The 25,262-nt window shown below is 62.5% G+C and carries 34 protein-coding genes and 1 tRNA gene; 32 read left to right on the forward strand and 3 right to left on the reverse strand.

Annotated features, from left to right (window positions below):
• Window positions 1-10 precede the first annotated feature (10 nt).
• The 30 genes from FJW07_RS14100 to FJW07_RS14225 all read left to right on the forward strand — a co-directional run bounded on the left by FJW07_RS14100 (window position 11) and on the right by FJW07_RS14225 (window position 21,805).
• Window positions 11-1,246, forward strand: a complete 1,236-nt coding sequence (locus FJW07_RS14100; RefSeq protein ID WP_210239877.1) for a phage major capsid protein — start codon at window positions 11-13, stop codon at window positions 1,244-1,246.
• A gap of 69 nt (window positions 1,247-1,315) precedes the next feature.
• On the forward strand, window positions 1,316-1,474 hold the full coding sequence (locus FJW07_RS31730; RefSeq protein WP_181182626.1) for a hypothetical protein: 159 nt from the start codon (window positions 1,316-1,318) through the stop codon (window positions 1,472-1,474).
• Window positions 1,475-1,484: 10 nt separating this feature from the next.
• Complete coding sequence (locus FJW07_RS14105) at window positions 1,485-2,075, forward strand: head-tail connector protein (RefSeq protein ID WP_140857064.1); 591 nt, start codon at window positions 1,485-1,487, stop codon at window positions 2,073-2,075.
• A 14-nt stretch (window positions 2,076-2,089) separates the two neighbouring features.
• Window positions 2,090-2,500 carry a hypothetical protein gene (locus tag FJW07_RS14110; protein ID WP_140857066.1) on the forward strand — a complete coding sequence of 137 codons (411 nt, stop codon included), beginning with the start codon at window positions 2,090-2,092 and terminating at the stop codon, window positions 2,498-2,500.
• Window position 2,501: 1 nt separating this feature from the next.
• Window positions 2,502-2,675, forward strand: a complete 174-nt coding sequence (locus FJW07_RS31735; RefSeq protein ID WP_181182627.1) for a hypothetical protein — start codon at window positions 2,502-2,504, stop codon at window positions 2,673-2,675.
• Window positions 2,662-3,009, forward strand: a complete 348-nt coding sequence (locus FJW07_RS14115; RefSeq protein WP_140857068.1) for a head-tail adaptor protein — start codon at window positions 2,662-2,664, stop codon at window positions 3,007-3,009. The genes FJW07_RS31735 and FJW07_RS14115 overlap by 14 nt, the downstream gene beginning before the upstream one ends.
• Window positions 3,006-3,245 (forward strand): HK97 gp10 family phage protein, encoded by a 240-nt coding sequence (locus FJW07_RS31740; protein ID WP_181182628.1) that lies wholly within the window; start codon window positions 3,006-3,008, stop codon window positions 3,243-3,245. Before FJW07_RS14115 ends, FJW07_RS31740 begins: the two co-directional genes overlap by 4 nt.
• Complete coding sequence (locus tag FJW07_RS31745) at window positions 3,242-3,490, forward strand: hypothetical protein (protein ID WP_181182629.1); 249 nt, start codon at window positions 3,242-3,244, stop codon at window positions 3,488-3,490. The genes FJW07_RS31740 and FJW07_RS31745 overlap by 4 nt, the downstream gene beginning before the upstream one ends.
• Entirely contained in the window at window positions 3,487-3,891 is a 405-nt protein-coding gene (locus tag FJW07_RS14125; protein WP_140857070.1) for a DUF3168 domain-containing protein, read from the forward strand. Before FJW07_RS31745 ends, FJW07_RS14125 begins: the two co-directional genes overlap by 4 nt.
• A gap of 78 nt (window positions 3,892-3,969) precedes the next feature.
• Complete coding sequence (locus FJW07_RS14130) at window positions 3,970-4,407, forward strand: phage tail tube protein (RefSeq protein ID WP_140857071.1); 438 nt, start codon at window positions 3,970-3,972, stop codon at window positions 4,405-4,407.
• The gene (locus FJW07_RS14135; RefSeq protein WP_140857073.1) at window positions 4,404-4,850 is read left to right on the forward strand and encodes a gene transfer agent family protein; all 447 of its coding nucleotides are present in this window, start codon (window positions 4,404-4,406) and stop codon (window positions 4,848-4,850) included. Before FJW07_RS14130 ends, FJW07_RS14135 begins: the two co-directional genes overlap by 4 nt.
• A 122-nt stretch (window positions 4,851-4,972) precedes the next feature.
• A complete protein-coding gene (locus FJW07_RS14140; RefSeq protein ID WP_140857075.1) occupies window positions 4,973-7,453 on the forward strand; it encodes a phage tail length tape measure family protein in 2,481 nt (826 codons plus the stop codon).
• 9 nt (window positions 7,454-7,462) lie between these two features.
• Complete coding sequence (locus tag FJW07_RS14145; RefSeq protein ID WP_140857077.1) at window positions 7,463-8,131, forward strand: hypothetical protein; 669 nt, start codon at window positions 7,463-7,465, stop codon at window positions 8,129-8,131.
• The gene (locus tag FJW07_RS14150) at window positions 8,131-8,727 is read left to right on the forward strand and encodes a hypothetical protein (protein ID WP_140857079.1); all 597 of its coding nucleotides are present in this window, start codon (window positions 8,131-8,133) and stop codon (window positions 8,725-8,727) included. The genes FJW07_RS14145 and FJW07_RS14150 overlap by 1 nt, the downstream gene beginning before the upstream one ends.
• A 12-nt stretch (window positions 8,728-8,739) precedes the next feature.
• A complete protein-coding gene (locus tag FJW07_RS14155) occupies window positions 8,740-9,147 on the forward strand; it encodes a hypothetical protein (protein WP_140857081.1) in 408 nt (135 codons plus the stop codon).
• Window positions 9,144-11,282, forward strand: a complete 2,139-nt coding sequence (locus tag FJW07_RS14160) for a fibronectin type III domain-containing protein (protein WP_246680752.1) — start codon at window positions 9,144-9,146, stop codon at window positions 11,280-11,282. Before FJW07_RS14155 ends, FJW07_RS14160 begins: the two co-directional genes overlap by 4 nt.
• A 60-nt stretch (window positions 11,283-11,342) precedes the next feature.
• Window positions 11,343-14,111: a hypothetical protein gene (locus tag FJW07_RS14165; RefSeq protein ID WP_140857083.1), complete on the forward strand. Its 2,769-nt coding sequence runs from the start codon at window positions 11,343-11,345 to the stop codon at window positions 14,109-14,111.
• 189 nt (window positions 14,112-14,300) lie between these two features.
• On the forward strand, window positions 14,301-15,962 hold the full coding sequence (locus tag FJW07_RS14170) for a hypothetical protein (protein WP_140857085.1): 1,662 nt from the start codon (window positions 14,301-14,303) through the stop codon (window positions 15,960-15,962).
• 54 nt (window positions 15,963-16,016) lie between these two features.
• Window positions 16,017-17,213 (forward strand): N-acetylmuramidase domain-containing protein, encoded by a 1,197-nt coding sequence (locus FJW07_RS31750; protein WP_181182630.1) that lies wholly within the window; start codon window positions 16,017-16,019, stop codon window positions 17,211-17,213.
• The gene (locus tag FJW07_RS32275) at window positions 17,213-17,347 is read left to right on the forward strand and encodes a hypothetical protein (protein ID WP_281405334.1); all 135 of its coding nucleotides are present in this window, start codon (window positions 17,213-17,215) and stop codon (window positions 17,345-17,347) included. The genes FJW07_RS31750 and FJW07_RS32275 overlap by 1 nt, the downstream gene beginning before the upstream one ends.
• Window positions 17,344-17,637, forward strand: coding sequence for a hypothetical protein (locus FJW07_RS14180; protein WP_140857087.1), 294 nt, complete (start codon window positions 17,344-17,346; stop codon window positions 17,635-17,637). The genes FJW07_RS32275 and FJW07_RS14180 overlap by 4 nt, the downstream gene beginning before the upstream one ends.
• On the forward strand, window positions 17,570-17,791 hold the full coding sequence (locus tag FJW07_RS14185) for a hypothetical protein (RefSeq protein WP_246680753.1): 222 nt from the start codon (window positions 17,570-17,572) through the stop codon (window positions 17,789-17,791). The genes FJW07_RS14180 and FJW07_RS14185 overlap by 68 nt, the downstream gene beginning before the upstream one ends.
• A gap of 19 nt (window positions 17,792-17,810) precedes the next feature.
• Window positions 17,811-18,152: a DUF1515 family protein gene (locus FJW07_RS14190; RefSeq protein ID WP_140857091.1), complete on the forward strand. Its 342-nt coding sequence runs from the start codon at window positions 17,811-17,813 to the stop codon at window positions 18,150-18,152.
• Window positions 18,153-18,200: 48 nt separating this feature from the next.
• Window positions 18,201-18,458: a hypothetical protein gene (locus FJW07_RS14195; protein WP_140857093.1), complete on the forward strand. Its 258-nt coding sequence runs from the start codon at window positions 18,201-18,203 to the stop codon at window positions 18,456-18,458.
• A 311-nt stretch (window positions 18,459-18,769) separates the two neighbouring features.
• Window positions 18,770-19,654 (forward strand): RNA ligase family protein, encoded by an 885-nt coding sequence (locus FJW07_RS14205; protein ID WP_140857095.1) that lies wholly within the window; start codon window positions 18,770-18,772, stop codon window positions 19,652-19,654.
• Window positions 19,641-19,865 (forward strand): hypothetical protein, encoded by a 225-nt coding sequence (locus FJW07_RS14210; protein ID WP_140857097.1) that lies wholly within the window; start codon window positions 19,641-19,643, stop codon window positions 19,863-19,865. The genes FJW07_RS14205 and FJW07_RS14210 overlap by 14 nt, the downstream gene beginning before the upstream one ends.
• Window positions 19,866-19,927: 62 nt before the next feature.
• Entirely contained in the window at window positions 19,928-20,191 is a 264-nt protein-coding gene (locus FJW07_RS14215; protein ID WP_140857099.1) for a hypothetical protein, read from the forward strand.
• Window positions 20,192-20,199: 8 nt separating this feature from the next.
• A complete protein-coding gene (locus FJW07_RS14220) occupies window positions 20,200-20,478 on the forward strand; it encodes a hypothetical protein (protein ID WP_140857101.1) in 279 nt (92 codons plus the stop codon).
• Window positions 20,479-20,523: 45 nt separating this feature from the next.
• A tRNA-Asp gene (locus tag FJW07_RS31755) sits at window positions 20,524-20,612 on the forward strand.
• Between the two features lie 287 nt (window positions 20,613-20,899).
• The gene (locus FJW07_RS14225; RefSeq protein ID WP_181167124.1) at window positions 20,900-21,805 is read left to right on the forward strand and encodes an ankyrin repeat domain-containing protein; all 906 of its coding nucleotides are present in this window, start codon (window positions 20,900-20,902) and stop codon (window positions 21,803-21,805) included.
• A gap of 49 nt (window positions 21,806-21,854) precedes the next feature.
• Here FJW07_RS14225 and FJW07_RS14230 read toward each other — a convergent pair whose 3' ends face one another.
• Entirely contained in the window at window positions 21,855-22,811 is a 957-nt protein-coding gene (locus tag FJW07_RS14230; RefSeq protein WP_140857103.1) for a phytanoyl-CoA dioxygenase family protein, read from the reverse strand.
• A gap of 147 nt (window positions 22,812-22,958) precedes the next feature.
• On the opposite strand from FJW07_RS14230, the gene FJW07_RS14235 reads away from it, so the two are divergent.
• Window positions 22,959-23,819, forward strand: a complete 861-nt coding sequence (locus FJW07_RS14235) for an AraC family transcriptional regulator (RefSeq protein ID WP_140783280.1) — start codon at window positions 22,959-22,961, stop codon at window positions 23,817-23,819.
• A gap of 66 nt (window positions 23,820-23,885) precedes the next feature.
• On the forward strand, window positions 23,886-24,089 hold the full coding sequence (locus FJW07_RS14240; RefSeq protein ID WP_140783279.1) for a hypothetical protein: 204 nt from the start codon (window positions 23,886-23,888) through the stop codon (window positions 24,087-24,089).
• Between the two features lie 16 nt (window positions 24,090-24,105).
• Here FJW07_RS14240 and FJW07_RS31910 read toward each other — a convergent pair whose 3' ends face one another.
• Window positions 24,106-24,204, reverse strand: a complete 99-nt coding sequence (locus FJW07_RS31910; RefSeq protein WP_210239401.1) for a putative RiPP precursor — start codon at window positions 24,202-24,204, stop codon at window positions 24,106-24,108.
• A gap of 111 nt (window positions 24,205-24,315) precedes the next feature.
• Window positions 24,316-25,260 (reverse strand): ribokinase, encoded by a 945-nt coding sequence (rbsK, locus tag FJW07_RS14245; protein ID WP_140783278.1) that lies wholly within the window; start codon window positions 25,258-25,260, stop codon window positions 24,316-24,318.
• Window positions 25,261-25,262: the final 2 nt, after the last annotated feature.

Genomic DNA, 25,262 nt, shown 5'->3' on the forward strand with positions numbered 1-25,262 from the left:
GAGACAGAGAATGACCAAACATTTTGCGATGCCGCGCCGCGGCATTGTCGCCGTGCGCGCGGATGCAAGCGGCGACGTCAAGGCTCTTATCGGTGAACTCAGCAAGGACTGGGAAACCTTCAAGGCCACGATGGCCGAGAAGGACAAGGAACTCGCCAAAAAGTTCGACGATGTGGTCACCACGGAAAAGCTCAACAAGATCAATTCGAGCGTGTCCGAGCTGCAGGCAGCGGTCGACCAGGCCAATGCCAAGCTGGCGGCAATCCAGGTCGGCGCCGGCAGCGGCGCGCGCGAGGTGAAGGACAAGGAATATTCCGACGCCTTCCGCGCGCATTTCCGCAAGGGCGATATCCAGGCATCGCTCAACAAGGGCGCCGATTCCGAGGGCGGCTTTCTCGCTCCGGTGGAGTGGGACCGCACCATCACCGACAAGCTCGTCGAAGTCTCTCCGATGCGCCAGATCGCTGCCAGCCAGACGATCTCGACGGCGGGGTTCAAGAAGCTGTTCAACCTTCGCGGCACCTCGTCCGGTTGGGTCGGCGAAACTGCGGCACGCCCGCAGACCAACACGCCGACTTTCGGCGAGATGACCTTCGCGCCGGGGGAAATCTACGCCAATCCGGCCGCGACCCAGCAGATGCTCGACGATGCCGAGGTCAACCTGGAAGCGTGGCTGGCGAATGAGGTAGAGACCGAGTTTTCCTACCAGGAGGGCCTCGCCTTCATTTCCGGCAACGGCGCCAACAAGCCCTATGGCCTGCTCACCTTCGTGACTGGTGGGGCCAACGCTGCGGTGAACCCGCTCGGCGCGATCGAGCTGAAGACCACGGCTGCCGCCGCGGCTATCGATTCCGACGAGCTGCTCGACCTGATCTATCTGCTGCCGTCGGGCTTCACCCAGAACGCTCGCTGGATCATGAACCGCACCACGCAGGGCGTGATCCGCAAGCTGAAGGACGGCGACGGCAATTATCTCTGGCAGCCGTCCTATGTTGCCGGCCAGCCGGCGACGATCGCCGGTTATCCGGTGACCGAAATGCCGGGCATGCCCGATATCGCTGCATCGGCGCTGCCGATCGCCTTCGGCGACTTCCGCCGGGGCTATCTGATCGTCGACCGCACCGGTGTCCGCGTGCTGCGCGACCCGTTCACCAACAAGCCCTACGTGATGTTCTACACCACGAAGCGCGTTGGCGGCGGCGTCCAGAACCCGGAGACCATCAAGGTCCTGAAGATGTCCGCCTGATCGAGTTCGGCTCGTCACGGGGAGCGGCCCAAGCCGGGCCGCTCTCTCAATGAACCGAAGGAGAGTGCCATGACTGAAAAGACCGACGAGACGAAAGACCAGAAGGCCTCGGCCAAATCCGAGACCTCCAAAAAGACGACGGTGAAAGCCGCCGGCAAGCAGAAGTTCACCCAGGAAGAGCTGAAGCAGAGAGGACTTGATCCTGCCTGCTACGGCTACGTGAAATAGAAGCAGACCGATGTACCGTCCAGTCCTCGTCACCGCGCCGGCCGCAACGCCAATCATCCTGGCGGAAGCCAAGGCGCAGCTGCGCGTCGATTTTCCTGACGACGACGCACTGATCGGGTCGTTGATTTCAGCCGTTACCGACCATCTTGACGGCTGGACGGGCATCCTCGGCCGCTGCCTGGTGGAACAGGAATGGCGGCAGGACTTCGACTGTTTCGCGCGGTGCCTTCCGCTGCCGCTTGGTCCGGTCACGTCCGTCCTCAGCGCGAAATGGCGCGATAGCGCTGCGGCGGAAAGCACAATCGACCAGGGCGAATACACCCTTCTGACGGATGCCGGAGGGCGGTCGCATGTACGGTTCAATGACGGCTTCACTGCGCCAAGCGATCTCGCCGAGAAGGCGGCGGTGAGCGTCACCTATAAGGCCGGCTATCCAACTGTTAACGGCGTGAGCACGGTTCCGGCAGCCATCAAGGCTGCGATCCTGCTGCACGTCGCGCATCTCTATCAAAATCGCGAGGCGGTCGCGGAGACCTCGCTCGCGGAACTGCCGATGGGCGTTGACGCCCTTCTGGCTCCCTATCGCGCAATGAGGATTTAACGGAGACCTCTCCCATGGCTGATCTTGTGATCACTCCCGAAAATGTCATCGCCGGCGCTGATGCCGGAACCGAAACCGGAGCCGCCGGCGAAACGATCATCGCTGGGCAGCAGCTTTATCGATCCAGCGCCACCAAGAAACTGATGAAGGCGGATAACAATGCCGCCAGCGTCGAGGCTCGGACGGCGATTGGCACCGCTCTCAACGGTGGAGCCCTCGATCAGCCGATCAAGTTCCAGAAAAGCGGCGACGTCAACGTGGGCGCTATTTTGACGCCTGGTGCCACCTATTTCCTGTCGGACACACCTGGTGGAATTTGCCCGGCTGCTGATCTCGGCGCCGGCGAATATGTGCAACTGATCGGCATTGCCAAATCGGCGTCAGTTTTGACGCTCGATTATAAGTACACCGGCGTTTCGAACTGACATGTGGGTCCGCTTCACCGCTGACTTCGACTGGAAGCCGACGCCGCAATCCATCATCGCCTACAAGGCGGGGATGGAGCAGAACGTCACGCGCGTCTGCGCGGCGGCGGCGCTTTCGGTCGAAAAGGCGGTGAAGTGCAAGCCGCGCAAGGGCACCGACGATGCCGAAGCCTAATGCCGGCTCCCTGCGCGAGCGCGTCGCCTTCGATGCGCGTGCCCAGATCGACGACGGATACGGCAACACCGTTGCCGGCGACTTCGAGGAGCGCTTCCAGTGCCGCGCCGAGTTCCGCAGCCGGGGCGGCTCGGAGGCTGTCATGGCGGCGCGGCTCGAAGGCCGCAACACTTTCGGCGTCTACGTGCGCTCTTCCTCGCAGTCGCGGCGGCTGACGACCGATTGGCGCATGCGCGATGTCAGGACCGGCACCGTCTACGCGGTCATCGCCGTCGACATCATCACCGATCCGGCCTGGGTCTATCTCACCGTGCAGTCGGGCGTGGCGGCATGAGACCTAAGGTGAAATGGCAGGGGCGCGAGGCGCTCTATCGCCGGCTCAACCAGCTTCTTCCGAATGTGGAAAAGGAGGTGGCGGTCGAGCAGCTGGAAGGTGCGAAGGAACTCGCCAACAGGATCCGGCCGCGCGCGCCGCGCGATACCGGACACTACGCCCATACCATCCAGGCGGATCGGGCGATCGGCGGGTTGGCGGCAAAGTCAAAGCGACTTCAACCGGCAAAGCTTTGAACGCGACCAAGGATCCGAATGCCACCGGCATCTTCGCTGAATTCATCTGGCGGTTCCTCGAATTCGGCACGGTCAAGATGGCGGCGCGCCCGCACATCTTCCCGACATACCGCGCATACCGCAAAAAGCTTCGCCGTCGCATTGCCGGTGCCGTCAATAGAGCCGTTCGCAAGGCAAAGGCCGATGAACAGCTTCTCATAGATCAGAATGATGAACTGATCGACGCTATTGAGAGGTCTAGATGACTTCGCCAAGCCTGGAATTGCAGGGCGCAATCGTGGCGCGGCTGAAAGAAGTCGCCGGCGTGACGTCGCTCATCGGCCAGCGGATCTACGACACCGTGCCGCCCAACCCGATCTTTCCCTATGTGACGTTCGTCCCGATGGACGAGCTGTCCGACGACGCCGACTGCATCAAGGGCTTCGCCATCACCTTCGACATCAACGTCTGGTCGCGCGCGGTCGGCTTCCCCGAAGCGGAAAAGATCGGTGACGCCGTCCGGATCGGCATCCTCGAACCTGAGCTGGCCCTGGCGGAAAACGCCCTGGTCTATCTGCAGCACCGGCAGACCGTCTTTTCCCGCGATCCGGACGGCCTGACCAACCGGGCTCGCATGAGCTTCGAGGCCTTCGCGGAACAGCCGTGAAGTAGGCCGCGATTTCAACAGCAGGTGGCGCGCCTGCCGGCATCCGCCGCGCCGTTCAAACGACATGGAGAAAATGCGATGGCATCCCCCACGACAATCAAGGGCGGCAAGGTCAAGGTCATGCTCGGCGACGGCGCGACCCCGGAGAACTTCGCCGTTCCCTGCGGCTTCACCTCCCGCTCGATGACGCTGACCAAGGCGCTCAATGAATTCCAGCTTCCGGACTGCGACGATCCCGATGCCGTCGACTGGCTTGGCCGCGATGCCACTTCGCTGTCGATGTCGATCAGCGGCGAAGGCGTGCTCGCCGCCGAATCGGTCGAGACCTGGCTCAATGCCTGGGAAAGCGTCGATTCCGTCCATGTGAAGGTCGTCTGGGAGTTCCCGGCGAAAACGATCACCTGGACCGGGTCGATGCATGTCGAGACCTTTGCCGCCACCGCGCCGAACGCACAGCGCGCCACGGCGAACGTCTCGCTGCAGTCCGACGGCGTCATGACCCGGGTTGTTTCGTGAGCCGAGACGCGTCGACCACACAGACCTTTGCGGATGACGACTATGTCTTCCGCATGGGCTGGGGCGAGCTGGAACAGCTGCAGGAAGCCTGCGATGCCGGGCCTTATGTGGTGCTCGACCGTTTGGTTTCCGGCCGCTGGCGCATGGGCGACATTTCCAATGTCATCCGCCTTGGGCTGATCGGCGGCGGCATTGAGCCGGTCAAGGCGCTGAAGCTGGTCCGCGCCTATGTGCAGGACCGGCCGCCGCTCGAAAATCTCGTGCTGGCGCAGCTCGTCCTTGGGGCCGCCGTCGCCGGCGCGCCGGAGGAGGAAGTCGGAAAAAAATCAGAGGCTCCGGGTCAGAACGATCCGACGAACTCCCCAACGGAAAATTCCGGTTCGGAGCCATCTACGGCAACGGAGCCGTCCTCGGCTTCACCCCCCAGCAGGTCCGGCGAATGAGCATGTGGCAGTACCTCGCCGCGCTCGAAGGCTACCAGAAGGCCAATGATCCGGACGGGGACAAGGCGCTCACCTCCAAGGAAGTCGACGAACTCTGGGACTGGATCAGGGAATAAAGTTTCATGGCCGGCGACACCGAAGACCTGATCCTGTCGATCTCTGCCGACACCAAGCAGATACAGCGCGCGCTGCAGCGCCTGACCGGCGACACGCGCGCCACAACGACTGCCATCCAGCAGCAGTTCGACGATCTCGGCAACCGCACGGCCGGCGCCTTCGACAACACCGCGACGCGCGCCAGGCAGTCGTTCCGGGTCATCCAGGGCGGCGCCAAGGACATTCAGACCGCCATGAAGGCCTCGTCATTTCAGACGGCCAATCTTGGTGCGCAGCTGCAGGATATCGCCGTGCAGCTGAAGGGCGGCGCGTCGCCGCTCACGATCGCGCTGCAGCAGGGCACTCAGATCAACCAGGTGATCGGGCAGGCTGGTGCCGCCGGCGCGGTCAAGGCGCTGGGCGGCGCCTTCACCTCGCTGATCAACCCGGTGTCGCTCGCCACCATCGCGACCATCGCCCTGGTCGGCTATGCGGTCGAATATTTTTCGGAGGTCGTCAGCGGCGGCGACAAGAGCGCCGAGACCCTGAAGCAAGAGGCCGAGCTGCTCGACAGGGTCGCACAGAAATGGGGCGACGCCCTGCCCGCCGTCAAAGCCTATGCCGACGAGCGCAAGCGCGCGCTCGAGGAAGGCGATATCCGGCAGGCCACACAGTTGACGATCGATGAGCAGTTCAAGGAAGCGCGAGAAACCGTCAAGGCGCTGACCGTCGATATCGCCGACCTGGTGAGCCAACTGCGGCTGGCCGGCGCGCCCAACGAAGAGATCGTTGCGGTCCAGCGCGCGTTCACTGCGCTGCAGAAGGCGGTGGAGGACGGCAAGGATTCGACGAAAGAGAACAAGGCGCTCCTCGAGGCGCTTTCGACCGCTTATTTCAATCGCGGCGTGCCGGCGGCCGATGCCTTCGCACGCAAGGTCCACGACATCGCGGATGGCTTCGCCGCGGTCGCCAAGCAGGCTGACGAGGCGCGCAAGGCGCAGGATGAGGCGCTGAACGCTGAACGATTTCGCGGCTTCAACGGGCCGCCAGGCGCGTTTGTCAATCCGCAAGGCATCCACCTTCCGACCACGGCTCCGACCCCGGACCAGCGTCCGTCGTCCGAGGATGTTGGCCAGTCGATCAACAGCCTCAATTCGGCGATCGATGCCTTTGTCCGGCGTGTCGATCGCGCCGAAGGCCGTGGCGACAATCCAAATTCGAGCGCGTCCGGCGTCGGTCAGTTCATCGAATCGACCTGGCTCAACCTGTTCAAGAAATACTATCCGCAGCAGGCGGACAGCATGTCCCGTGACGCCATCCTGGCGCTGCGCGACAATGCCGATGTCTCCTATGACCTCATCCGCAAATATGCCGCCGAGAACGCCAAGGTGCTGCAGGATGCCGGCGTGCATGTCGACGAGGCGGCGTTGCAGCTGGCGCACTTCCTCGGCGCCGGCGACGCCGCGAAGGTGCTCAATGCGGCGCCGGGCACGCCGCTTGCCGGGCTGATCTCGCCGGCGTCCATCAAGGCCAACCCGACCATTCTCGGAGGCGGACGGACGGTCGACGATGCCATCGCATACGCGCAACGCCGCGCCGGCGCCAGCACCAGTTCGGCAAAGACTCCGAGCGACATTTTCCAGGGCAGCATGGAGGATATCCAGCGCCGCATCGACCTGCTCAACGCCGAGGCGCAGGCGCAGGCCGGGCTCAATCCGCTGGTCAACGATTATGGCTTCGCGCTCGACAAGGCCAAGATCAAGCAGCAACTGCTCAACGACGCGGCGAAAGCCGGCGTCGAGGTCACGCCGGAACTGGCCGCCAAGATCGACGAGCTCGCCGGCAACTACGCCAAGGCATCGTCCAGCGCCGATCAATTCAAGGCCAGCCAGCAGAAGATCCTCGATCAGCAACGCGAGCTCAACGACTTCGGCCGCGGCGTGCTCGGCGGGATCATCGACGATCTGCGAGCGGGCAAGGATGCCGGCGAGATCTTCGCCAATGTTCTGAACAAGATCGCCGACAAGCTGGAAGACATGGCGCTGAACGCGCTGTTCCCGGCGGGGGGCGGTGGCTTGTTCAGCGGTCTTTTCGGCGGCGGCGGTGGCGGCCTGCTCGGCGGCTTGCTTATCCCTGGCATCCTCCATTCCGGCGGTGTCGCCGGCGTCGACGGCTACGGCCACGGTCGCGCCGTGGCGGCATCCACCTTCGCCGGCGCGCGCCGGATGCATGGCGGTGGCGTCGCCGGCGGCCTCCAGCCTGGCGAAGTTCCGGCAATCCTGCAGAAGGGCGAGGTGGTGCTGCCGCGCGGCGCTCGCGGCGCCGGGTCCAGCGACATGGTGCGCGTCGTGCTTCAGGACGATAGCGGGCGCATGTCCGACATCGCCGACCAGCGCATCAAGACGCATTCCGGCACGATCGTCGAAGTTGCCGTCCAACGCAGCACCAAGGCTGTCCGCAGGGGCATGCCCGGCTATCTCGCCGAAGCGCAAAGCCGGTCTTTGTAAGGGGCACCGATGACCATCCGTTGGCCGTGCGAGGTCCTGGTCCCGCGGGACGTCGCCTTCGATCTTGCGCCGCGTTCGCTGGCCGGCCCAGCGTCGGTCAGCGGCGCCACGCAGGTCGTGTCGAGCGATGCCGGCATCTGGAAGGCGACTTATGGGTCGATCGTCGTCAACAACCGCAACGCCGTCCTGGCGCACCGAGCTATCGCATCGCTCCTCGAGGGACGGCTTGGCTCCATCCTCGTCCCTCTGTGCCGCGGCTATCAGCCGGTTCCGGCCGGCGCTGTCGCGGCCGGCCTCTATGACCAGGTACCGCACAGCGACGCCGCCCTGTTCGATGACGGAACCGGCTATGTCGGCGAAGTCGTCGACGTCGTCGCGGCGGCTCCTGCCGCACTGCGCGCCACGACGATGACCGTCACCGTGAACTATGCCGGCGACATCCAGCCCGGCCAACATTTCTCGGTCGGCGAGAGGCTTTACCGGATCCGGACGTTCGATCAGGAAACTGGCACGATGACGTTCCGGCCGCCGCTGCGCGAAGCGGCAAGCGCAGGCGATAGGCTGGAATTCGACGATCCGGTCTGCCGCATGCGGCTTGCCAGCGATGACGGCATGGACCTGCAGCTCAGCCTGCGCCGCTTCGGCACGCCGACCGTGCAGTTCATAGAGGACGTCTGATGTCGGCCGATTTCTTCACGCCCGAGCAGCTTGCGCTGCTGACGGCTGGCCGGGTCTATGTGAGCATCCTGGTCAAGTTCGATTTCGCCTCCGGCGCGGAATATGCCTGGAACGGCAACACGAAGCTGACGGTCAACGGCAACACCTATCTTCCCATGCATGGCACGGCGCAGATCGAAGGCCTTGGGCTGTCCGGCAGCGGCGCCAGCGACAGCGTCACAGTCACGGTCGACGGCCTGCCTGACCAGGCGCTCGGTTTTCTGGCCAAGGCCCTCGAGGATACGCCGCTGATCGACCAGCAGCTGATGACCGTCTACCTGCAACTGTTCGATTCCGAATGGCAGACGGTCGGCAATCCGATCCCGATCTTCTGGGGCTTCATGCAGCCGCCAAAGGTCGGACGGACGGAGATGCAGGACGACCAGGGCGCCATCCAGTCGATCGCGATCGTCGCCGAGAACGCCTTCTTCAACCGGTCGCGCCCGCCCTATGGCCGGTACACCGACCGCGACCAGCAGGCGCGTTCGCCCGGCGACAAGTTCTTCGGCTTCGTCAGCTCGATCCTGATGAAGACAGTGACTTACCCCGACTATTGACGAGGTGGAGACGTGACCGAGGCCGAGCGCCTGCATGCGGTGCGCGACTACATCGCCGCCGAGATGCAGCGCCCTTACGAGAAGGGCGTCACCGATTGCGGCGGAACGATCGACCGCTGGGTCAGGCAGATCGCCGGCGTGTCGCCTGTCTCGGCGTTCGGCCGCCAGCTTCGCAATGCCGAGGATACTGCCGAGTGGGTTGCCGTGCCGCAAATGTTCGCGGTGCTCGTCAACCGGGCGGCGCGCGCCGGCGGCTTCAAGAAGACTAAGACGCCGATCGCCGGCGATGTCGGGCTTATCTTCACCGACAAAGGGGTGATGGCTCCGGCCATTCATGCCGGCGACAGCTGGTTCACGCGCCACGACACCGGGGCGATTGCCGTTCCAATCGACAGGTTCTGGAAGGCCTGGTCCGTATGAGAACCAGATACATCTCGAACACGCTCAATCAGGAAGACGACCGGTCGCTCTTCGGTCGTGCCAGGATGGGTCTGGAAAGCCTGGTCCTCCTGGCCGTCGTCTCGGCTGGCGTGAGCGGCGCGACGGCAATCGCCATCACCGTCGGCGCGATCGTCGGCACCATCCAGATCGGCGTCGCCGTCGGCCTGTCCTACCTCGCCAGCTCGTTGTTCCGGCCGGATCCGCCGAAGCCGCAGGACGTGCAGACCTCGGTCAAGAACCCGGTCGCGCCGCGCGTGCGCCACTATGGCCGCGTGAAGCCGTCGGGACCATGGGCCTTTGTCGAAAGCAAGAACGGCGATCTCTACAAGGTCATCGCGCTCGGCACCGGACAGCTCGACGCGATCGAGGAATACTGGGTCGACGACAACCTGGTCACCCTGGACGCCAATGGGCAGGTCCAGGAAGAGCCCTATCACTACAGCGACAAATACAAGGTACGCATCAGTTCGAGGCTCGGCCTGCCGACCGAAACCTCTTACGGCGAGCTCACCGCCGAGTTCCCGGAATGGGACGTCAACCATCGCGGCGACGGGGTCTCGTCGCTCTTCACCAGGCAATTGGCGACGCCATCGGATAAGGTGACGAAGCTGTTCCCCAATCTGACCAACACGCTTTATCGCGTGGTGGCGCGCGGTTCGATCGTCTACAGCCTTGGCACAAACACGTCGATCTGGTCGGAAAACGCCTCCGACATCATCCGCGATTATGTCCTTCATGCCGATGGCATGAGACTGCCGCAAAGCGTCATCAACACGCCACTCGCATCCGCCGGCTGGCTCGCCGCTTACAACCGCTGCAACGAGGCGGTGACGCTCAAGGCGGGTGGCACGGAAAAGCGCTACCGCATCTGGGGCTCCTATCAGCTCAACGAGCGTCCGGCTGACGTGCTTTCACGCATGACGGCCGTCTGCGACGGCCGGCTCGTGCCGACGCCGGATGGTGGTCTGACCCTCGATATCGGCACATGGGCCGATCCCGTCGTCACGCTCGATGCCGACGCGATCACCGGTTTTTCGGAAGTGGCGCGCGGCCGGGACGTTTTGACCACCGCCAATATCATTCGCGCCACCTACACGTCGCCGTTCCACGATTACCAGTCGACCGACGCCGATCAGTGGATCGATGAGGATGACGTCGCCCTGCGCGGCGAAATCGCGAAGGATGTTCCCTTCAACATGGCGCCTTCTCACAGCCAGGCGCGCCGGCTGATGAAGCTAGAAGCTTACCGGGCGAACCCGTCATGGGTGGGTGTATTCCAATGCAACCTGCGCGCCATGGCCGCCTTCGGCAAGCGCTTCGTGCGCATCACCTATCCATTGTTCGGCATCGACGAGGTGTTCGAGGTGCAGGATTTCCGCTTCAACGTCGCTGACGGCGGGATCCTGACCGGGGTCTCGCTGCAGGTGCAGTCCATGCCCTCGCAGGCCTATGACTGGAATGCCGCCGCCGAAGAGGGCACCGCGCCGATCTCGGAGGAGACGACGGTCGACAAGACTATCCCTTTGCCGACCGGCTTTTCCTTCGGCGTCTCCCGTATCACGGTCGGCGGCCAACAGGTGCCCTATGGCGTGCTCGCCTTCGATGCGTCGCCTTCCGATGCGCTGATCATCCAGGGCCAGTACAAGAAGGTCTCCGACGCTGACTGGCAGGTGGTGCCGATCAGCGACGATGCGACGACGGCCAACACCACCGCCTTGTCCGACGGCGTTCAATATGAGGCGCAGGTCCGTTTCATCACGCTCACGGGTCGCGAAGGCGCCTGGACGCCAAGCCAGTTCGTCACGCCGGTCGCCGATCCGACGGCGCCTGGCGTGGTGACAAACGTCACGAAAACCGGCGGAGCCGGCACGGTCGACCTCGGCTGGAAATCGCCGAACAGCGCCAATTACGTCGCCGCCAACATCCGCCGCAACACGGTGAACACCGAAGGGACGGCTGTGCTCGTGCGCACCGAATACGGGCCTCCATCGACCAATGATTCCTACCAGGACGGTGGCCTCGCCGCCGGCACCTATTACTACTGGATCAAGGCCGCCAACGCCTCCGGCGTCGAATCGGCCAGCGTCGCCACCGGCGCCGTGACCGTTACCTGACACCCTGCCGCATCCGTCGCGGCATTTCCCCTGAAAATCTGCGCATTCTGGAGAATTGGCATGGTCGATCTGGCCAACACAATCTTTCGCGACTTCGTGACGGACGGCGTTCCCGCAAGCGGAACAAACAAGCCGCGCAAGAGCAAGATTCGCGAATGGGGCACATGGCTTGAATCGATCGTGACGGCGTTCACGTCGAACGGCGGCCTGATCTACGGCTCGAAGGCGAGCATGGACGCCGATCTTGCACATGGCGCCAATTCGTCGGCGTGGGTCATCGGCGATGCCACGGTCGCCAACAATGGCGTTTATCAGAAGCTCGGGGCCAGCGGCGCCGGCTCGTGGTCGCGGATTGCGGATCTTCCCTACAGCTTCATCCGCGCAACCGACGCTGGTGCAGGGACGGCTAATGCGATCCAGGCCACGACCAGCCTTCCTTTGCCGGCAGCGGATGGCGTGGCGCTGATTGCGTTGAATATTTTTCGCAACAATACCGGTGCGGCGACGGTCTCGTTCAATGGTGCGGAGGCGCTCACGATAAAGACTGCGAACGGCAATGATGTGTCCGTTGATTATCTGGTGGCCGGCGCGATCATCTCTGGCTACGTCTCCGGCACGACCTTCAGATTGATCACCGAGGTTGGCACGGCCGCGGACAAGGCCGCAGCTGAGGCCGCGGCCGTTGCGGCCGAGAATGCGCAGGCCGCTGCCGAGGCGGCGGCGGCAAGCATTGTCAACGTGCCGATCTATGTTTCTGACCTGGCTGCGCTGGCACTTGTGGACCAGACTCTGCGCAAGGTTGCCATAGTCTATGACTCTGGCGGCAAGAACGGGCGTTTCGCTTGGGTTAGCGGCAACTTGTCGGCTTTTGTCGCTGCCGACACATTGAGGGCCATTTATGTGCCGCCGGCGAGCGCACCGACCGGGGCAAGCGGTTGCTGGGTCAGGCAAGGCGACTGGGCGGTTTATGGAGCCAACGCCGAATGGGGCGGATATACTACGGACTATAACGACGCCACTGGTGCCGGCACGGAAAATGGTTCGATCATTGCGGCGATGCTGGCGATATCGACAGTGCGGCATGTCAAATGCCCGGCCGGTTTTGCAAAGATGGACGGCCTGGTCATCCCGAAAAATAAGACGGTGTCCGGGGTTAAGCCGACGCTGCAAACGTTCCTCAACAGTACGGCTAAGCCTTCTACCTTCACAAGTGGAACCGTGTGGTGCAGCCGCGTCGCCGCTGTCATGGGCGTTTCTGTCGGGACCATAACGGCCTCCGGCTCCGGTGGCACGAACGGAACGGGCTTTTCACTTGCTTTCACTGGTGGCACTGGGGCTGGCGCGGCTGGCACCTTCGATGTCAGCGGCGGTGCAGTTACCGGCATCACCATCACCAACGGCGGCAATTACACGGTCGCGCCGTCTTTCTCTTTCGCCTCGAATGCGGGGCTGACCGGGGCGAATATCAGCACCGTGCTCCGCCCGACCAACGAGTTGGTGCGACTAAGCCAGCACAGCGGCCTCAAGGACGTAATGCTGTTCTGGGACAACCAGCCGACGCCCGCCGCGGCGTGGGCACCGAACAACACACCCTGGGCTGTTCGAGCCGGGCGCTTCACCGACAACGCCCGCACCGATCGCGCCGAGAAAGCCTGGATGGAAGGTGTAATCGCGCTGGCTTTCTCCTATGGAATAGAGTTCCAGCGAGGCGGGGAAGGCGGATACATCCGCGATTGTAAATGGCATGCCTTCAAAGTCGGGCTCTCGATCGATGGCGTCCACCATATCCTCATGCTCGACAACGTCGAGGCGTACCCATACTGGAGCGTCGACAGCAACGTCGTGCTGTACATGCTCGACAACTATATCGCCTATGAGTTTGGCCGCATCGACGGACTAAGGACAAAGGGCGGTCTGTTCTCGATCTACACAAATGTCGGGGTTGGTTTCATACCGTCTCGATCCTACGACTTCATGGGGCAACCGACATACTTTGCTGATATTGACGCCATATACTCGGACAGCTGCACCCATGGCCTCATGGTTTATCCCGGTATCGTCGCCGTTCCGGTCACTGGCAAGATCGGGCATCTGATCATCCACCGCACCAGTCAGGCGGGAATCGCGGTCGTTGCTGCATCTGATTATGGTTTCCGGCTCCGCGGCCTGTGTGACCTTTCCGTTGAAAAGTTCGAAGGATCCGGATCGGGGTTCGCTCGGCCCGGAGGGCACGGTGTTGCCACAGTTTCCGGCGCGCGAATGACCATCAACTACGCGCGCATCTGTCAGTGGGACACAGACGCGCAGAGCAAGCCCGCATTCTCTTTCGGTGTTGCCGGAACACATCTGACCGTCAAGCATGTCGAGTTCCATAACGGTGCGAGTTGGTGGGCGCCAGGCGTGCTGCGTGTCTTCCAGGGCGTGACGGCTTCCGGCGAAGACAATATCGATACCGGCAAGCGCATGTATATCGACGGCATTGGCAACGCCGCGAGCAAGGCCGTGACGATCAACAGCACCGGCCAGACCCTTGCAGCCTCGATCCCGGTGAAGATGGTTTCTGCAGGCTTCAGGGAATTCCGGGTTCGGATGCGCGTACAGGCGCATGCAACAGCGACAAGCTTTACGGTGCGGTCGGGGGGAAACGTCGGCACGATCACCGACGTCCAGACGCTCGCCATTGCAGCCGCCACCGTCGACGTGGATGGCAATTGGAAGACCATCAACCTGACACCAACAAGCGAGGCAGAATTCGGAGCGCTGGTCGCTGTTGGAACTCCGGGCGACGCTACCCTGACGTTCGAGCGGTTAGGGATGGAAGTCCGCTGAAAATTGTTGCGGTAGACAAACTGGGGTGAGCCCTTGCCCACCAATGCGACATGTGATTGATAGCGGCAATGGAAAACGCGTCGAAATGGAAGAAAGCCGTCGAATTCATGGTCTCCGTGGCCCTGATCGTGACGATAGCCTATTTCACCGCGGTGTGGCTTGGGTCCTTGGGGAACATGTGCGGGGCGGATGCTAACGGAATGCACATCGTCGACTGCTGAAGTACGGTGGTCGTGGATCGCGGTCTTCTCGATAGCTCTATTTGTTTTCCTGCGGTATGTTACCGAGAGCGCGGCTGTTCCGATCGTTCCTGACGAAGTAGGGTACCTTGCCATTGCCAAATACTTGGCGATTGGACAGGCGCTCAATCTAGCAGAGACGTCAAACTACAGCTTCGGACACCCGCTTCTGTTGATTCCGGCCTTCTGGTTCTCGCGCGATGCGTCGACCATCTATCAAATCGGGGTGGCAATCAGTTGTCTCGCCACGGCGCTGGTGCCATTGGCCATGGTTGGAATCGCCACCAATTCTGGGCTTCCGAGATCCTTGTTCCTGATCGCAAGTGCTTTCCTTGTTGCTGTGTTCCCGGCCTACATCTACCACAGCGCGCTGGTGTGGTCGGAGGCAACGTTCCGGCTGGCGTTTCTGCTTGTCCTTCTTGTTTTTGCATGGGCATGGCGCTCCGGCAAAACATGGCGGTGGCTCCTGTTCGCCGCATCGGTGATGGCGCTCTATGCCATTCATGCCCGCGCCTTGGGTGTTATCCCTGTTGCGGTCGTGACATTGATGGTGGCGCGAGCCATGCAGAAGGCCACATGGACCGGTGTCTTCGCGGCGGCGACATTGATGGCCGCGTGCTGGCTCGGTATTCATGAAATCAACAATCATTTGGAGGTGGCGATCTGGGGCGGCAGCGTTTCCGAGAGCGGCAAGATTGGCGACTTCCTCGGCGTTCTTACGACGCTCCCCGGGCTCAAATCCGCAGTCGCTGTTTCTCTCGGCCAATTCTGGTCGTTGCTGGCGTCGTCTCTCGGCTTCTTCGGCATTGGCCTCTACGCCGGATGGCAGATCACGAAAGTGAACCCGACCGTGCGCCCCTTGATAGCCTTTGCTACCATTGCATTACTGGCAGTCGGGGCAGCATCGGTCTTGCAGATGATGCAGCCGTCGCGCATCGATCATGTCATATACGGCCGGTATCTTGACGGAGCGTCGACCATCGTTGTCTGGCTGGGCTTGCTGTGGCTTGGCCAGCACGAAAAGAGAGCCGGCGCCGTAGCCTTAAACGCAAGCCTGATCGCGGTCTCGGCTCTGGCGACACTCAAGCCGTTTATCCATGCGCCTCTCTCGCCTGTCGTGACACCGAATATCTCAGGGCTGCTTTGGATCGATAACACCGGGATAGCGATCGGCACGGCATCCCTGCTTACCATCATGGTCATGGGGTCGCTGGTGGCGTTAGCGGTGTCTTCGTCGGCGCTGGCAATGTCTTCACGACCGTGGCTTGCTCTCTGCAGCGTGGCGACGATTGCGGCTGCCACGTCGGCGAGCGCTCTCTGGCAGCAGGACCAAGCGCACATGGGCCGCGCGGGGTATGTTCAGATATCGACGGCAGCCTATGCGAAAGCAGCCGGTCGCCCGGTTCATTGGGACGTTTCCGCGGCCAGCAACGGCAATACCATGATCGATCAGTTTGCGGCGGCGTCTGGCGCCATGCAGCCCTCGAATATCGCTGAAGAAGACATTCCGATCGATGATGCCGCCGTGGTGGCGGATACTTTCGAGAAGAATGGATATGCACTTCTGGGCGATCTACCCGACGAGACGAAGCTGGTAGTCAAGTCGCGTTAACCTGGCCGCCTCTGAGCGGGCCATTTCCTTCGCTATAACCCAAGAGGTCACCCCATGGACACCACGTTCAAGGGCGCCGGCGCGCGCCTGAAAGATATCGATATTCCGCGGATCGGCGCCGAGATTGGCGTGGGCGAAGACGAGCTGCACGCCTTCATGCAGGTCGAGGCGGCAGGATCCGGATTTGACACGGCCGGCCGGCCGAAGATGCTGTTCGAGCCGCACGTGTTCTACAGGCTGCTCGGCAAGGGCGCGAAGCGCGACGCCGCAGTCAAGGCAGGCCTCGCCTATCCGAAATGGGGCATGAAGCCCTATCCCAAGGATAGCTATCCGCGCCTAATCAAGGCCCTTGCGATCGACGAGACGGCAGCACTTATGTCGGCCTCTTGGGGTTTGACCCAGATCCTCGGCGAAAATCATCGCGACGCCGGCTACACCTCGCCGCAGGCGATGGTCGCGGCCTTCATGGCGTCGGAAGCCAATCACCTCGAGGCGACGGTCCGATTGCTCGTCGCGTGGAAGATCGACGACGATCTAAAGGCGCATCGCTGGCCTGTCATAGCCAGGACCTGGAATGGGCCGGGCTACAAGCAGAACGCCTATGACCGGAAGATGGCAGCCGCCTTCGCCAAATGGCAGAAGATCAAGGATACGCCGCTGTGGCCAATGGAGGCGCCGGATGCTGCTCAAGCCGCACCGGAACCGCAGCCGATGGCGGCTGAGCCTGTTGTCGCGGCGCCCGACAAGGCCACTGTCGAGCGCGTGCAGCAGCAGCTGAAGGATCTCGGCTATACCGAAGTCGGCGCCGTCGACTGCAAGATCGGCACGATGACCGCGACGGCCATCCGAGCCTTCCGCGCCGATAACGGCCTGCCGGCCGGCGACGGCATCGACGACGACATGCTGCTTGCCCTGCAGAAGGCCAAGCCGCGTGCCATCGCGCCAGAGCGCGCCAATGCGGCGCCGGAGGTCGTGCGCGACAAGGTGCCGGAGGTCAAGGCGAACTGGCTGACCAAGATGGGCGGCTATATCGTCGGCATTCCGGCCGCCGTCGGCGCCGGCGTCAAGGGCATCCTTGGCAACCTCGACGCTGCCAAGGGCTATGTCGAGCCGCTGACGTCGTTCGCCAGTGACGTGCCCGGCTGGGTCTGGCTCGCCGGCATCGCCGGCATCGCCGGCGTCCTGGTGCTCGTCTCGCGGCACGGTGAGGCCAAGGGCGTCCAGGCGTTCCAGACCGGGGCGCGGCGCTAATGGGCGGCGGCGGCAACAATCCCGATTTCTGGGCCGATCTGGCGCTCGACGTGCTGTGCAGAAGCAGGATCGTGCTTGCCGTCGTGTTCGGCCTCGGCTGCCTCGCCGGCTTCGCTGTCGGTCACCTGCTATGAGCGCGCTCATCACCATCATTGCGGGCCTCGTCGGCGGCAACCGATTGCTCGCCGGCGTCATCGCGTGGGGCGTCATCGCGCTCGCCGTCTCGGGCGCCGCCGTCGGCGTCTATGAACTGATCAAGCACCAAGGCGCCGACGAGGTCCGCGCCCAAATCGAAAAGGAGAACCAGGATGCCGTCAACAAGGGCATTGAGGCCAGCCGGTCTTTTCGCGATTGCAATGACGCTGGCGGGCTGTGGGACTTCCGGCGTCAGCGGTGTTCCCGCCCTGCGCTCGGCCATCGGTAGCAGCCTCGCCGGGGCGCAGGGCAAGACGCTTGTCGACCAGAACAAGATCGACGAGACGCTTGCCGCCGGCTGCGCCGTGAAGTTCTACACGCCGGCCGAATGCGACCGGCAAACGAAGGCCAGCGCCGAGCGGCGCGCCGAACTGAAATCCTAGCAGTGCATCGGGCGGGGACATGTCGACAACCAGCGTCGAGCGCACGCTCGGAATCCTTTTGGGAAAGCTTGAGGCGATCGAGGATCGGCTTGAGCGAGCCGACGAGAGCCGGGCAAGCATTCACCGGCGTCTCGATGAGGTCGTGATGCGCACAACGCATCTCGAGGCGGACGTGTCCTCGGTAAAGAACAAGACCGAAGCCATCCAATCCGTGACCGATGATGTCGTGACCCTGCGCAGCCAGGCGCAAGGGGCCGGCACGCTCGGCCGATGGCTGATCCGGATCGGCATAGGCGTGGTGACTGCCGCCGGCTGGCTGCTCGGCGCCTACACCTATCTCACCGGCCGACCGCCGCCTTAGCAATCCCGCGCCCGGCGGTTCCGGGCATATCACGAAAGGACCAGTCCAATGACCAGAATGCGCGCCAAGATGCGCATCACCGCCGTTACGCCCTATCCGGCCGAAGGCGATGCAAGCCAGGAAACGCTGCAGTTCTATGCCGTCGCCAAGGATGGCCCTTACCCCTCCGACGGCAGCGACGAGGACAACAGCTACGCCAAGTTCTCGCCGTCGGGCGAGCTGAAGCTGACGGTCGCCAATCCGGCGCTGATCGGCAAATACAAACAGGGCGATACGTTCTACGTCGACTTCACGCCGATCGGCTGATGGCCCTTCACAGGCTAGAGCCCGCCCGTCTTTGGACGCGCGGGCTTTTTGTTGCCCGGCGCCGACCATGGCCCGGTGTTTCGTGCAGCATGACCTGGCGAAGGTCGCGCATGTCGACCGGCATTCCGCATGTTGGACAAGCGTAGAAATGCCGGCGCTCGTCGCCGATGTCACTGCCTGCCGGCTTTCCCCTGATCGGCGGACCCAATGTGAAATCTCGTGCCATAACCATTCTCACATACAATTTCACTAAAATGCCCGGAACCGTATAGCAGCGCGCGGCTTCTAATCGCGGTTGTTGGGTGTTGTGCATGCGTAACGCCGTCGAGCGTCTGAAGTTCATCAAGCCGATGGAGCCGGAGCGGTTCGACAATCCGCCGGCCGGCGCGGAGTGGAGCCACGAAATCAAGTTCGATGGCTATCGGACGCAAGCGATCAAGGACGCCGAGGGTATCCGTCTCTACACGAAGAGCGGCATCGACTGGACGGCGAAATACCGGCCGCTCGCCACCGAAGCCGGGAAGCTGAACGCCGAAAGCTTCATCCTCGAGGGCGAGGTAATCGTGCTCAACGACAAGGGCCTGTCGGACTTCCATGCGTTGCGCTCGGCGATCACGCGCCGTCCTCAGGATCTCTACCTGGTCGCTTTCGATCTTCTCCACATCAACGGCCACGACCTCCGCGACATGGCGCTGAAGGACCGGCGCGAGGTGCTGCAGGCGCTCATCCCGGCCGGCGGGCACATCCAGTTCTCGGAGGCGCTGCCAGGCACTGGCGATGCCGTCTACCATCTGGCCTGCGAGGCGAACCTCGAAGGCATCGTGTCGAAACGGCTGGACAGCGTCTATCGCAGCGGCCCGACGATGATCTGGCGCAAGATCAAATGCTTTGACGAAAAGGTCATGGAGATCATCGGCGTGCAGCGCGAGCGCGGCAAGCCGGCGATGGTGCTGATGGCGGACAAGGGCCGCTACATGGGCGGCGCCTTCGTCACCTTCAAAGCGGACAAGCGGCAGCGGCTATGGGACAGGGTGCAGGGCAAGGTCGGTGCGCCGCCGCCCAAGGGGCTCAAAAAGGAAAAGGCAGAGTGGCTGAAGCCAGGCCTTTCGGGCAAAGTGCGGTTCCTGAAAGGCGAAGAGCAGCTTCGCCACGCGATGCTCAAGGATTTCTGGGAGGACGACGATGGCCGTGGCTAAGAAGGACCAGGAGCGCGTCACCTATGCCTGGATGTATGGCCAGCAGGCGCGCAAGGACGGCAAGGAACGTGTCGTACCCGAATATTGGGCCGAGCAGGCTGAAGCCTGGCTGCAGGGGTTCGACGGCGTGCCGCTGGGCAGCGCGCCGAAGCCGGTGAGCGAGACACTGGAAGCCGAGCTCGACGAGAGCGCGGTTGGCAAGCCGCGATAATCCCTTGACGGCACGGACAGGAATTTGTTCTTATTTCGTTCTACCGGAAAAGGAGAACGAAAATGCCGCGCCGCCGACGTCACGATGACATTTCCGAGGGCCAGCTCGCGCTGATCGAACGCCAGATGTTCAGCCTGGACAGGGCCTTGGACAGCGCACAGCTCTCACTGACGCCGTTCAAGCCTCACTATGATGCGATCAGCGGCCTGAAAAAACACATGCGCGAGGCGATGAACCTGCTCATGGACAGGCCGATAGACTATGAGCGGCCGCACGCCGCGCCCATGTCCGGAGCGGTGCCGCCGCCGAACTTCAAGAGAAGCTGACCGATGTCATGGCGATCGAGACGGTCAGGGACGTCTGGCAGGCGGGCGGACGTATCCATTTCCGCTGCACCTGGGGCCGGCGCGCCGGTCTGAAAACAATCCGCGAATGCGGCTTCCGCTACGATCTCGACCTGATGACCTTCATGATCACGCGCGGCCGGGCATGCCTGGTCTCCGACCTCAAGGACAAGGTCCGTTGCCCGATGTGCGGCTCGCGCGACGTGACTATCGGGATCACCCTGCCGGGTAGTGCGGATGCTGGTGCGATGGTGGCGTCTGACAGGTAAAGCGGTTTCAACTTTGCCTATTTTTGCCGGCAATTCGAAGGTGTCGCGAGTCGAAACCTTCGCCTGAACCTGTTCGGCTTTTCACTGGCCTGTCACGCCGGAGGTCGCGGGTTCGAGCCCCGTCACTCGCGCCATTCATTTCCCAAAATGGCTATATTCCAAAGTGACTCCTGACACTGGCGGGAGAAAGAACGGGACCTTGTAGGCAGCCGAACGAGAGCGCTTCGGCCGTCCGCTTGGCCTTTATATAAGCATCTGCTAAAGTTAATTTTTACAAGAGTCCGAGCCGCCGTGCGAGCCAACCTTCCGCGCTTTTCCCAGCAGTGGGTCGGCCGCGTGATTGCACGCCAGCCAATGCTGGCACTGCCGATTGATGCTGTCTCGCAGTTGGAGGGGCGCAAAACTCATCACGGAGGATGCGATGACCAGTCCAAGCATGTGGATAATATGGGCTTCGTGGTTTCTTTGGCTTTTTACCCTGCCCGTCCAAGCAAGCAGCTTGGGTGACCTTGTCAGACACGGCGACACCGCGAGGGTGGCTTCTGCCTTGGACAAAGGCGCCGCCGTCAACGAAGTTGACGGTGTTACGGCGCTCTATATCGCCTGTGAGGGCGGGAATGTCGAAATAGCAAAGCTTCTGATAGATCGTGGGGCGGACGTTAACATGCCCGTCAGCTGGCAAAGAACGCCCCTCTACGCTGCCAACAATGGTGGCTACCCAGACATCGTGAAGCTGTTACTGGATAACGGAGCCGACCCAAATCAGGTGGCGAAATCGCAATCCCCGCTGCACGTGGCTGCCGAGAAAGGCTGTCTTCGTTGCGTAATCCATCTCGTGGACGCTGGAGCAGACGTCAACGCGCTGACATCAAATGGAAATCCACCCATACACCTGGCCAAGCTCGGTGGTCACGAAGACGTCGTCGCCTACTTGCGGGATCACGGCGCCGGACGACCGGCCATTGCGCCGATTTCGGCGCGACTTGCATCGGCAAACGTTGAATCGGGCAAGGGGATTTTCGACCAAACATGCGGGGTCTGTCATCTTTCAGCGCCGGGCCTCAAGGTTCCCAAACGGGTCAATCTTTGGGGCGTTGTAGGGCGACCAAAAGCTTCACAAGGCGATGTCCCGTATTCATCGGCTCTAAAGGAAGCGGGCGGCACATGGACCTTTGAAGATCTCAATTCCTTCATCTCAAACCCGGCATTCGCATTGCCTGGAACAGACATGATTTTCCCGGGCCTGCGGGACGAGAACCAGCGAGCAAACCTGATTGCTTACCTGCGGACCCTGAGTGACAAGCCGTCGCCGCTTCCCGAGAATTGATTGCTCCTGCGGTGCTGCATGGTGGAGGAGCGGACCCCTAAAAACGCCATCATCCGTTCCAGCTGACCAGCCCCAGCAACCTTTCGCCGAGCGGCGTCAGCTTTGCCGTCTCGGCGTTTCTCTTCTCCCACCCGCGCGGATCGCCCGCAAAGCCGGCGCGCCGCGGCGCCTCGCGCTCGCGCCAGGATCGGATCCGCGCCTCGCGCTCGCCGAGATTGCCCTCATCGGCCGGGAACATGGAGATGTACTGCGCCATCCTCACCCTGCCGTCGGACGTGTTCGGCGCCACGCCATGCGCCAGGAGCGAATTGAAGATCATCAGGTCGCCCGGGAAAAGTTCGAGCTTCTCGATCCTGTCCTCGATCCCCCTCATGTCCGGGTGGTGCGGATCGCGGCCGGCTGGTTGGGTTTTGACCCATTCATCGAAATGCTCGAACAGATAGGGCACACATTGGAAACCGCCGATATCACCGCCGTCCTGGTGAACCAGCGAAAGCACACCCTGGACCGAGATCGGCTTGGGCTCGAGCGAGGTGTCGGCGTCCCAGTGGATGAAACCAGGGGATGCGCGTCTGCCCTTGTTGGGGGTGTTGAGGTTGGCGCGGTCGATCGCGACCCACAGATCCTCCATGTCCCAGATGTCGACAAAGGCGTCGTAGACGCGGCGCGCCATGCGATTGTCCCACAGGAACTGGTGGTTGTAGATCTCGACCATGCCGGCGTTGTTGATTTCCTTCAGGGCATAGTCGCGCCGCTGGGTGACGTCCCAGGTCGCCGGATCGCTGGGGTCCTTTTCCTCGAATTGCCAAAGCAACGCCTTGAGGCGCTCGACATTTGCCTGCGGCACGGCATTGCGCACGATCACGAAGCCCCGCTTTTGCCAGTGGGCGAAATCCTCATCTGAAAGCACGCGCAGCGGAAGCATTTTCTTGATCCTGGACAATTGGGTCGTTACCCGGCTGGACGTCGGGTGATCGTCCTTGGTGATGTCCTTCGCGTGGGCCATCGATTTCCTCCTCGATCTTGTCTTGTCGAACACGAGGCTAACCGAACGGCGGACCTGCATGTTGTCCCTGACAGGCCCTCAATGATACTATTCTGGCGTCCATCATTCTTTCTATGCCGTTCGAGGCAAATTCCTTAGTGGCACGCCATGAAGCCGTATCTTGAGAAAGTCACAATCGCCGATGACGCCTCATGGTCGATGGTAAGGGTCCCGCGCGACCCGACCATTCCCTTCGAATGGCACCATCATCCGGAGTATGAATTGACGTTCACCCTGAACTCGCGCGGGCGCCGCTTCGTCGGCGACCATGTCGGCAACTATGACGATGGCGATCTCGTGCTGCTCGGCCCGAACCTGCCGCACACCTGGTCTTCTTCGGACAAGATCGACGTGAGCAGGCCGCATCTGGTCATGGTCATCTGGTTCCGGCCCGAATGGGCACGTGGATTGACCGGGCTCCTGACGGAGCTGCGACCGGTCGGCGGCCTGCTGGAAAGATCGGCGCGCGGGCTGAAATTCTCGCAAGGCGCGACCGGGCGCGTCAGGGCGCGTATCGAAGCAATCTTCGACAAGCCGCCCGCGGAGCGGCTGCTCGACCTCATTTCGGTCCTGCTGACGCTTGCCGGGGATGACGAGGCCGAGCCACTGACTGCGCCGTCCCGCTCGCCCTCGCCCATCGCCTCGAGCGGATCGCGCATAGATCGCGTGCTGGACTATCTGCACGCGCACTACACCGACGATCTGAGCATCGACCGTCTCGCCCGCCTCGCCGCGCTCAGCCCGTCAGGCTTTCACCGCATGTTCACGCGGCACACGCGCTTGACCCTGGTCGAGTATGTGACACGGCTGCGCATCGGCGAAGCCTGCGCCCTTCTCACAGAAGAAGACAAGCCGATTGCCTACATCGCCGAGCTTGTCGGCTATCGCTCACTGGCCAATTTCGGCCGTCAATTCAAGGCGTTGAAAGGGCTTACGCCGCGCGAATATCGCGACAGCTTCGCCAGCTGAGGTCTTTCTCGGAACCATTCCAACCTTGTCCCGTTCAGCCCACGGGCGAAAAAACGGGAGATAAAGATGGCTGTGAGATGCCGGATTTCCATCGACGACGAGACGGATGTCGACGAGCTCGCCTTCCAGGAATTGCCGCGGGTGGGCGAAAGCGTGTCGATGCCGGTCGAAGGATCGAGCAGGGACCTGCGGGTGCTGCGCGTCGTGCATATGCCCGGCAGCGAGCAAGGTGCAACGACGATGCTGGAACTGACCAGCAGGATTCTGTAGCGCTGTCCTTGGAAAATCATTCGCCCAGGACAACCCCGGACGCGATAATCTGGGCCGTCCGTTCGGTGAGCTTCTGACGCTTCACCAGCGTGGGCTTTTCGTAAGGCTTTTTCATCCTACCGTTCCAAATCGGCGCCGCCGACAGGACGATGAACGCGCTCGCCTCAGTAGCGTTCCGGAATAAGCGGCCTCTAACAAAGCCGCGAAAAATGGACCGCGGAAGGTCTCAGGCCCTAGCGAGCAGCGCTTCGACCTCTTTGAGGGTCGGCATGGACGGCGCAGTGCCGGGGCGCGTCACCGAAATGCCGGCGACCGCGCAGGCAAAGCGGATGGCCTCCAGCGGCTCGACGCCTTTTGCCAGGGCCGCGGCCAAGCCGCCATTGAACGCGTCACCTGCCCCCGTGGTCTCGACCACCGGGCCGGCATTGACCGCGCCGACATGCTCGGATCGTTCCTTGGTGTGCAGCAAGGCACCCTTCTCGCCGAGCGTCACGATGACGGCGCCGACACCCTTGGCCAGCAGAGCGTCGGCGGCGCGGCGGGCGTCGTCGATCGACGAAACCTTGATGCCGGTCAGTCCTTCGGCTTCGGTCTCGTTGGGCGTGACATAGTCGCAGAACGCGTAGATGCGGTCGGGCAGGCTGGCGGCCGGCGCGGGATTGAGGATGGTCGTCACCCCTGCTCCACGCGCGATCTGCAGCGCCTTCAATGCCGCGTCGATCGGCTGTTCGAGTTGGGTGACGAAAACGCCGGCGGACCGGATGAGTTCGGCATGCGCTTCGATGTCGGCCGGGGAAATCAGCATTGCAGCGCCCGGGCTGACGATGATGGCGTTGTTGCCGCTGCCTTCCTCGACGAAGATGTAGGCAGCGCCCGTATAGCTGTCCGGCGTGTCGATGACGGCGCTTTTCACGCCCGCATCCTTCCAGGTCTGCTTGGCCATGTCGGCGAAAGCATCGACGCCGAGGCGCGTCAGGAAGGTGATGTCGGCGCCGAGCTTGCCGGCGGCCACGGCCTGGTTCGATCCCTTGCCGCCCGGGCCGAGCTTGAAGGAATTGCCGAGGATCGTCTCGCCCAGGCGCGGCTGGCGGTCGGCGCGATAGGCGGTATCGGCGACGAACACACCCAGGATCACAACGGGCTTCATGACAACAGGCTTGCCGGTGGCCATGT

The organism is Mesorhizobium sp. B3-1-9 (genome assembly GCF_006439595.1).
Taxonomy (GTDB): Bacteria; Pseudomonadota; Alphaproteobacteria; order Rhizobiales; family Rhizobiaceae; genus Mesorhizobium.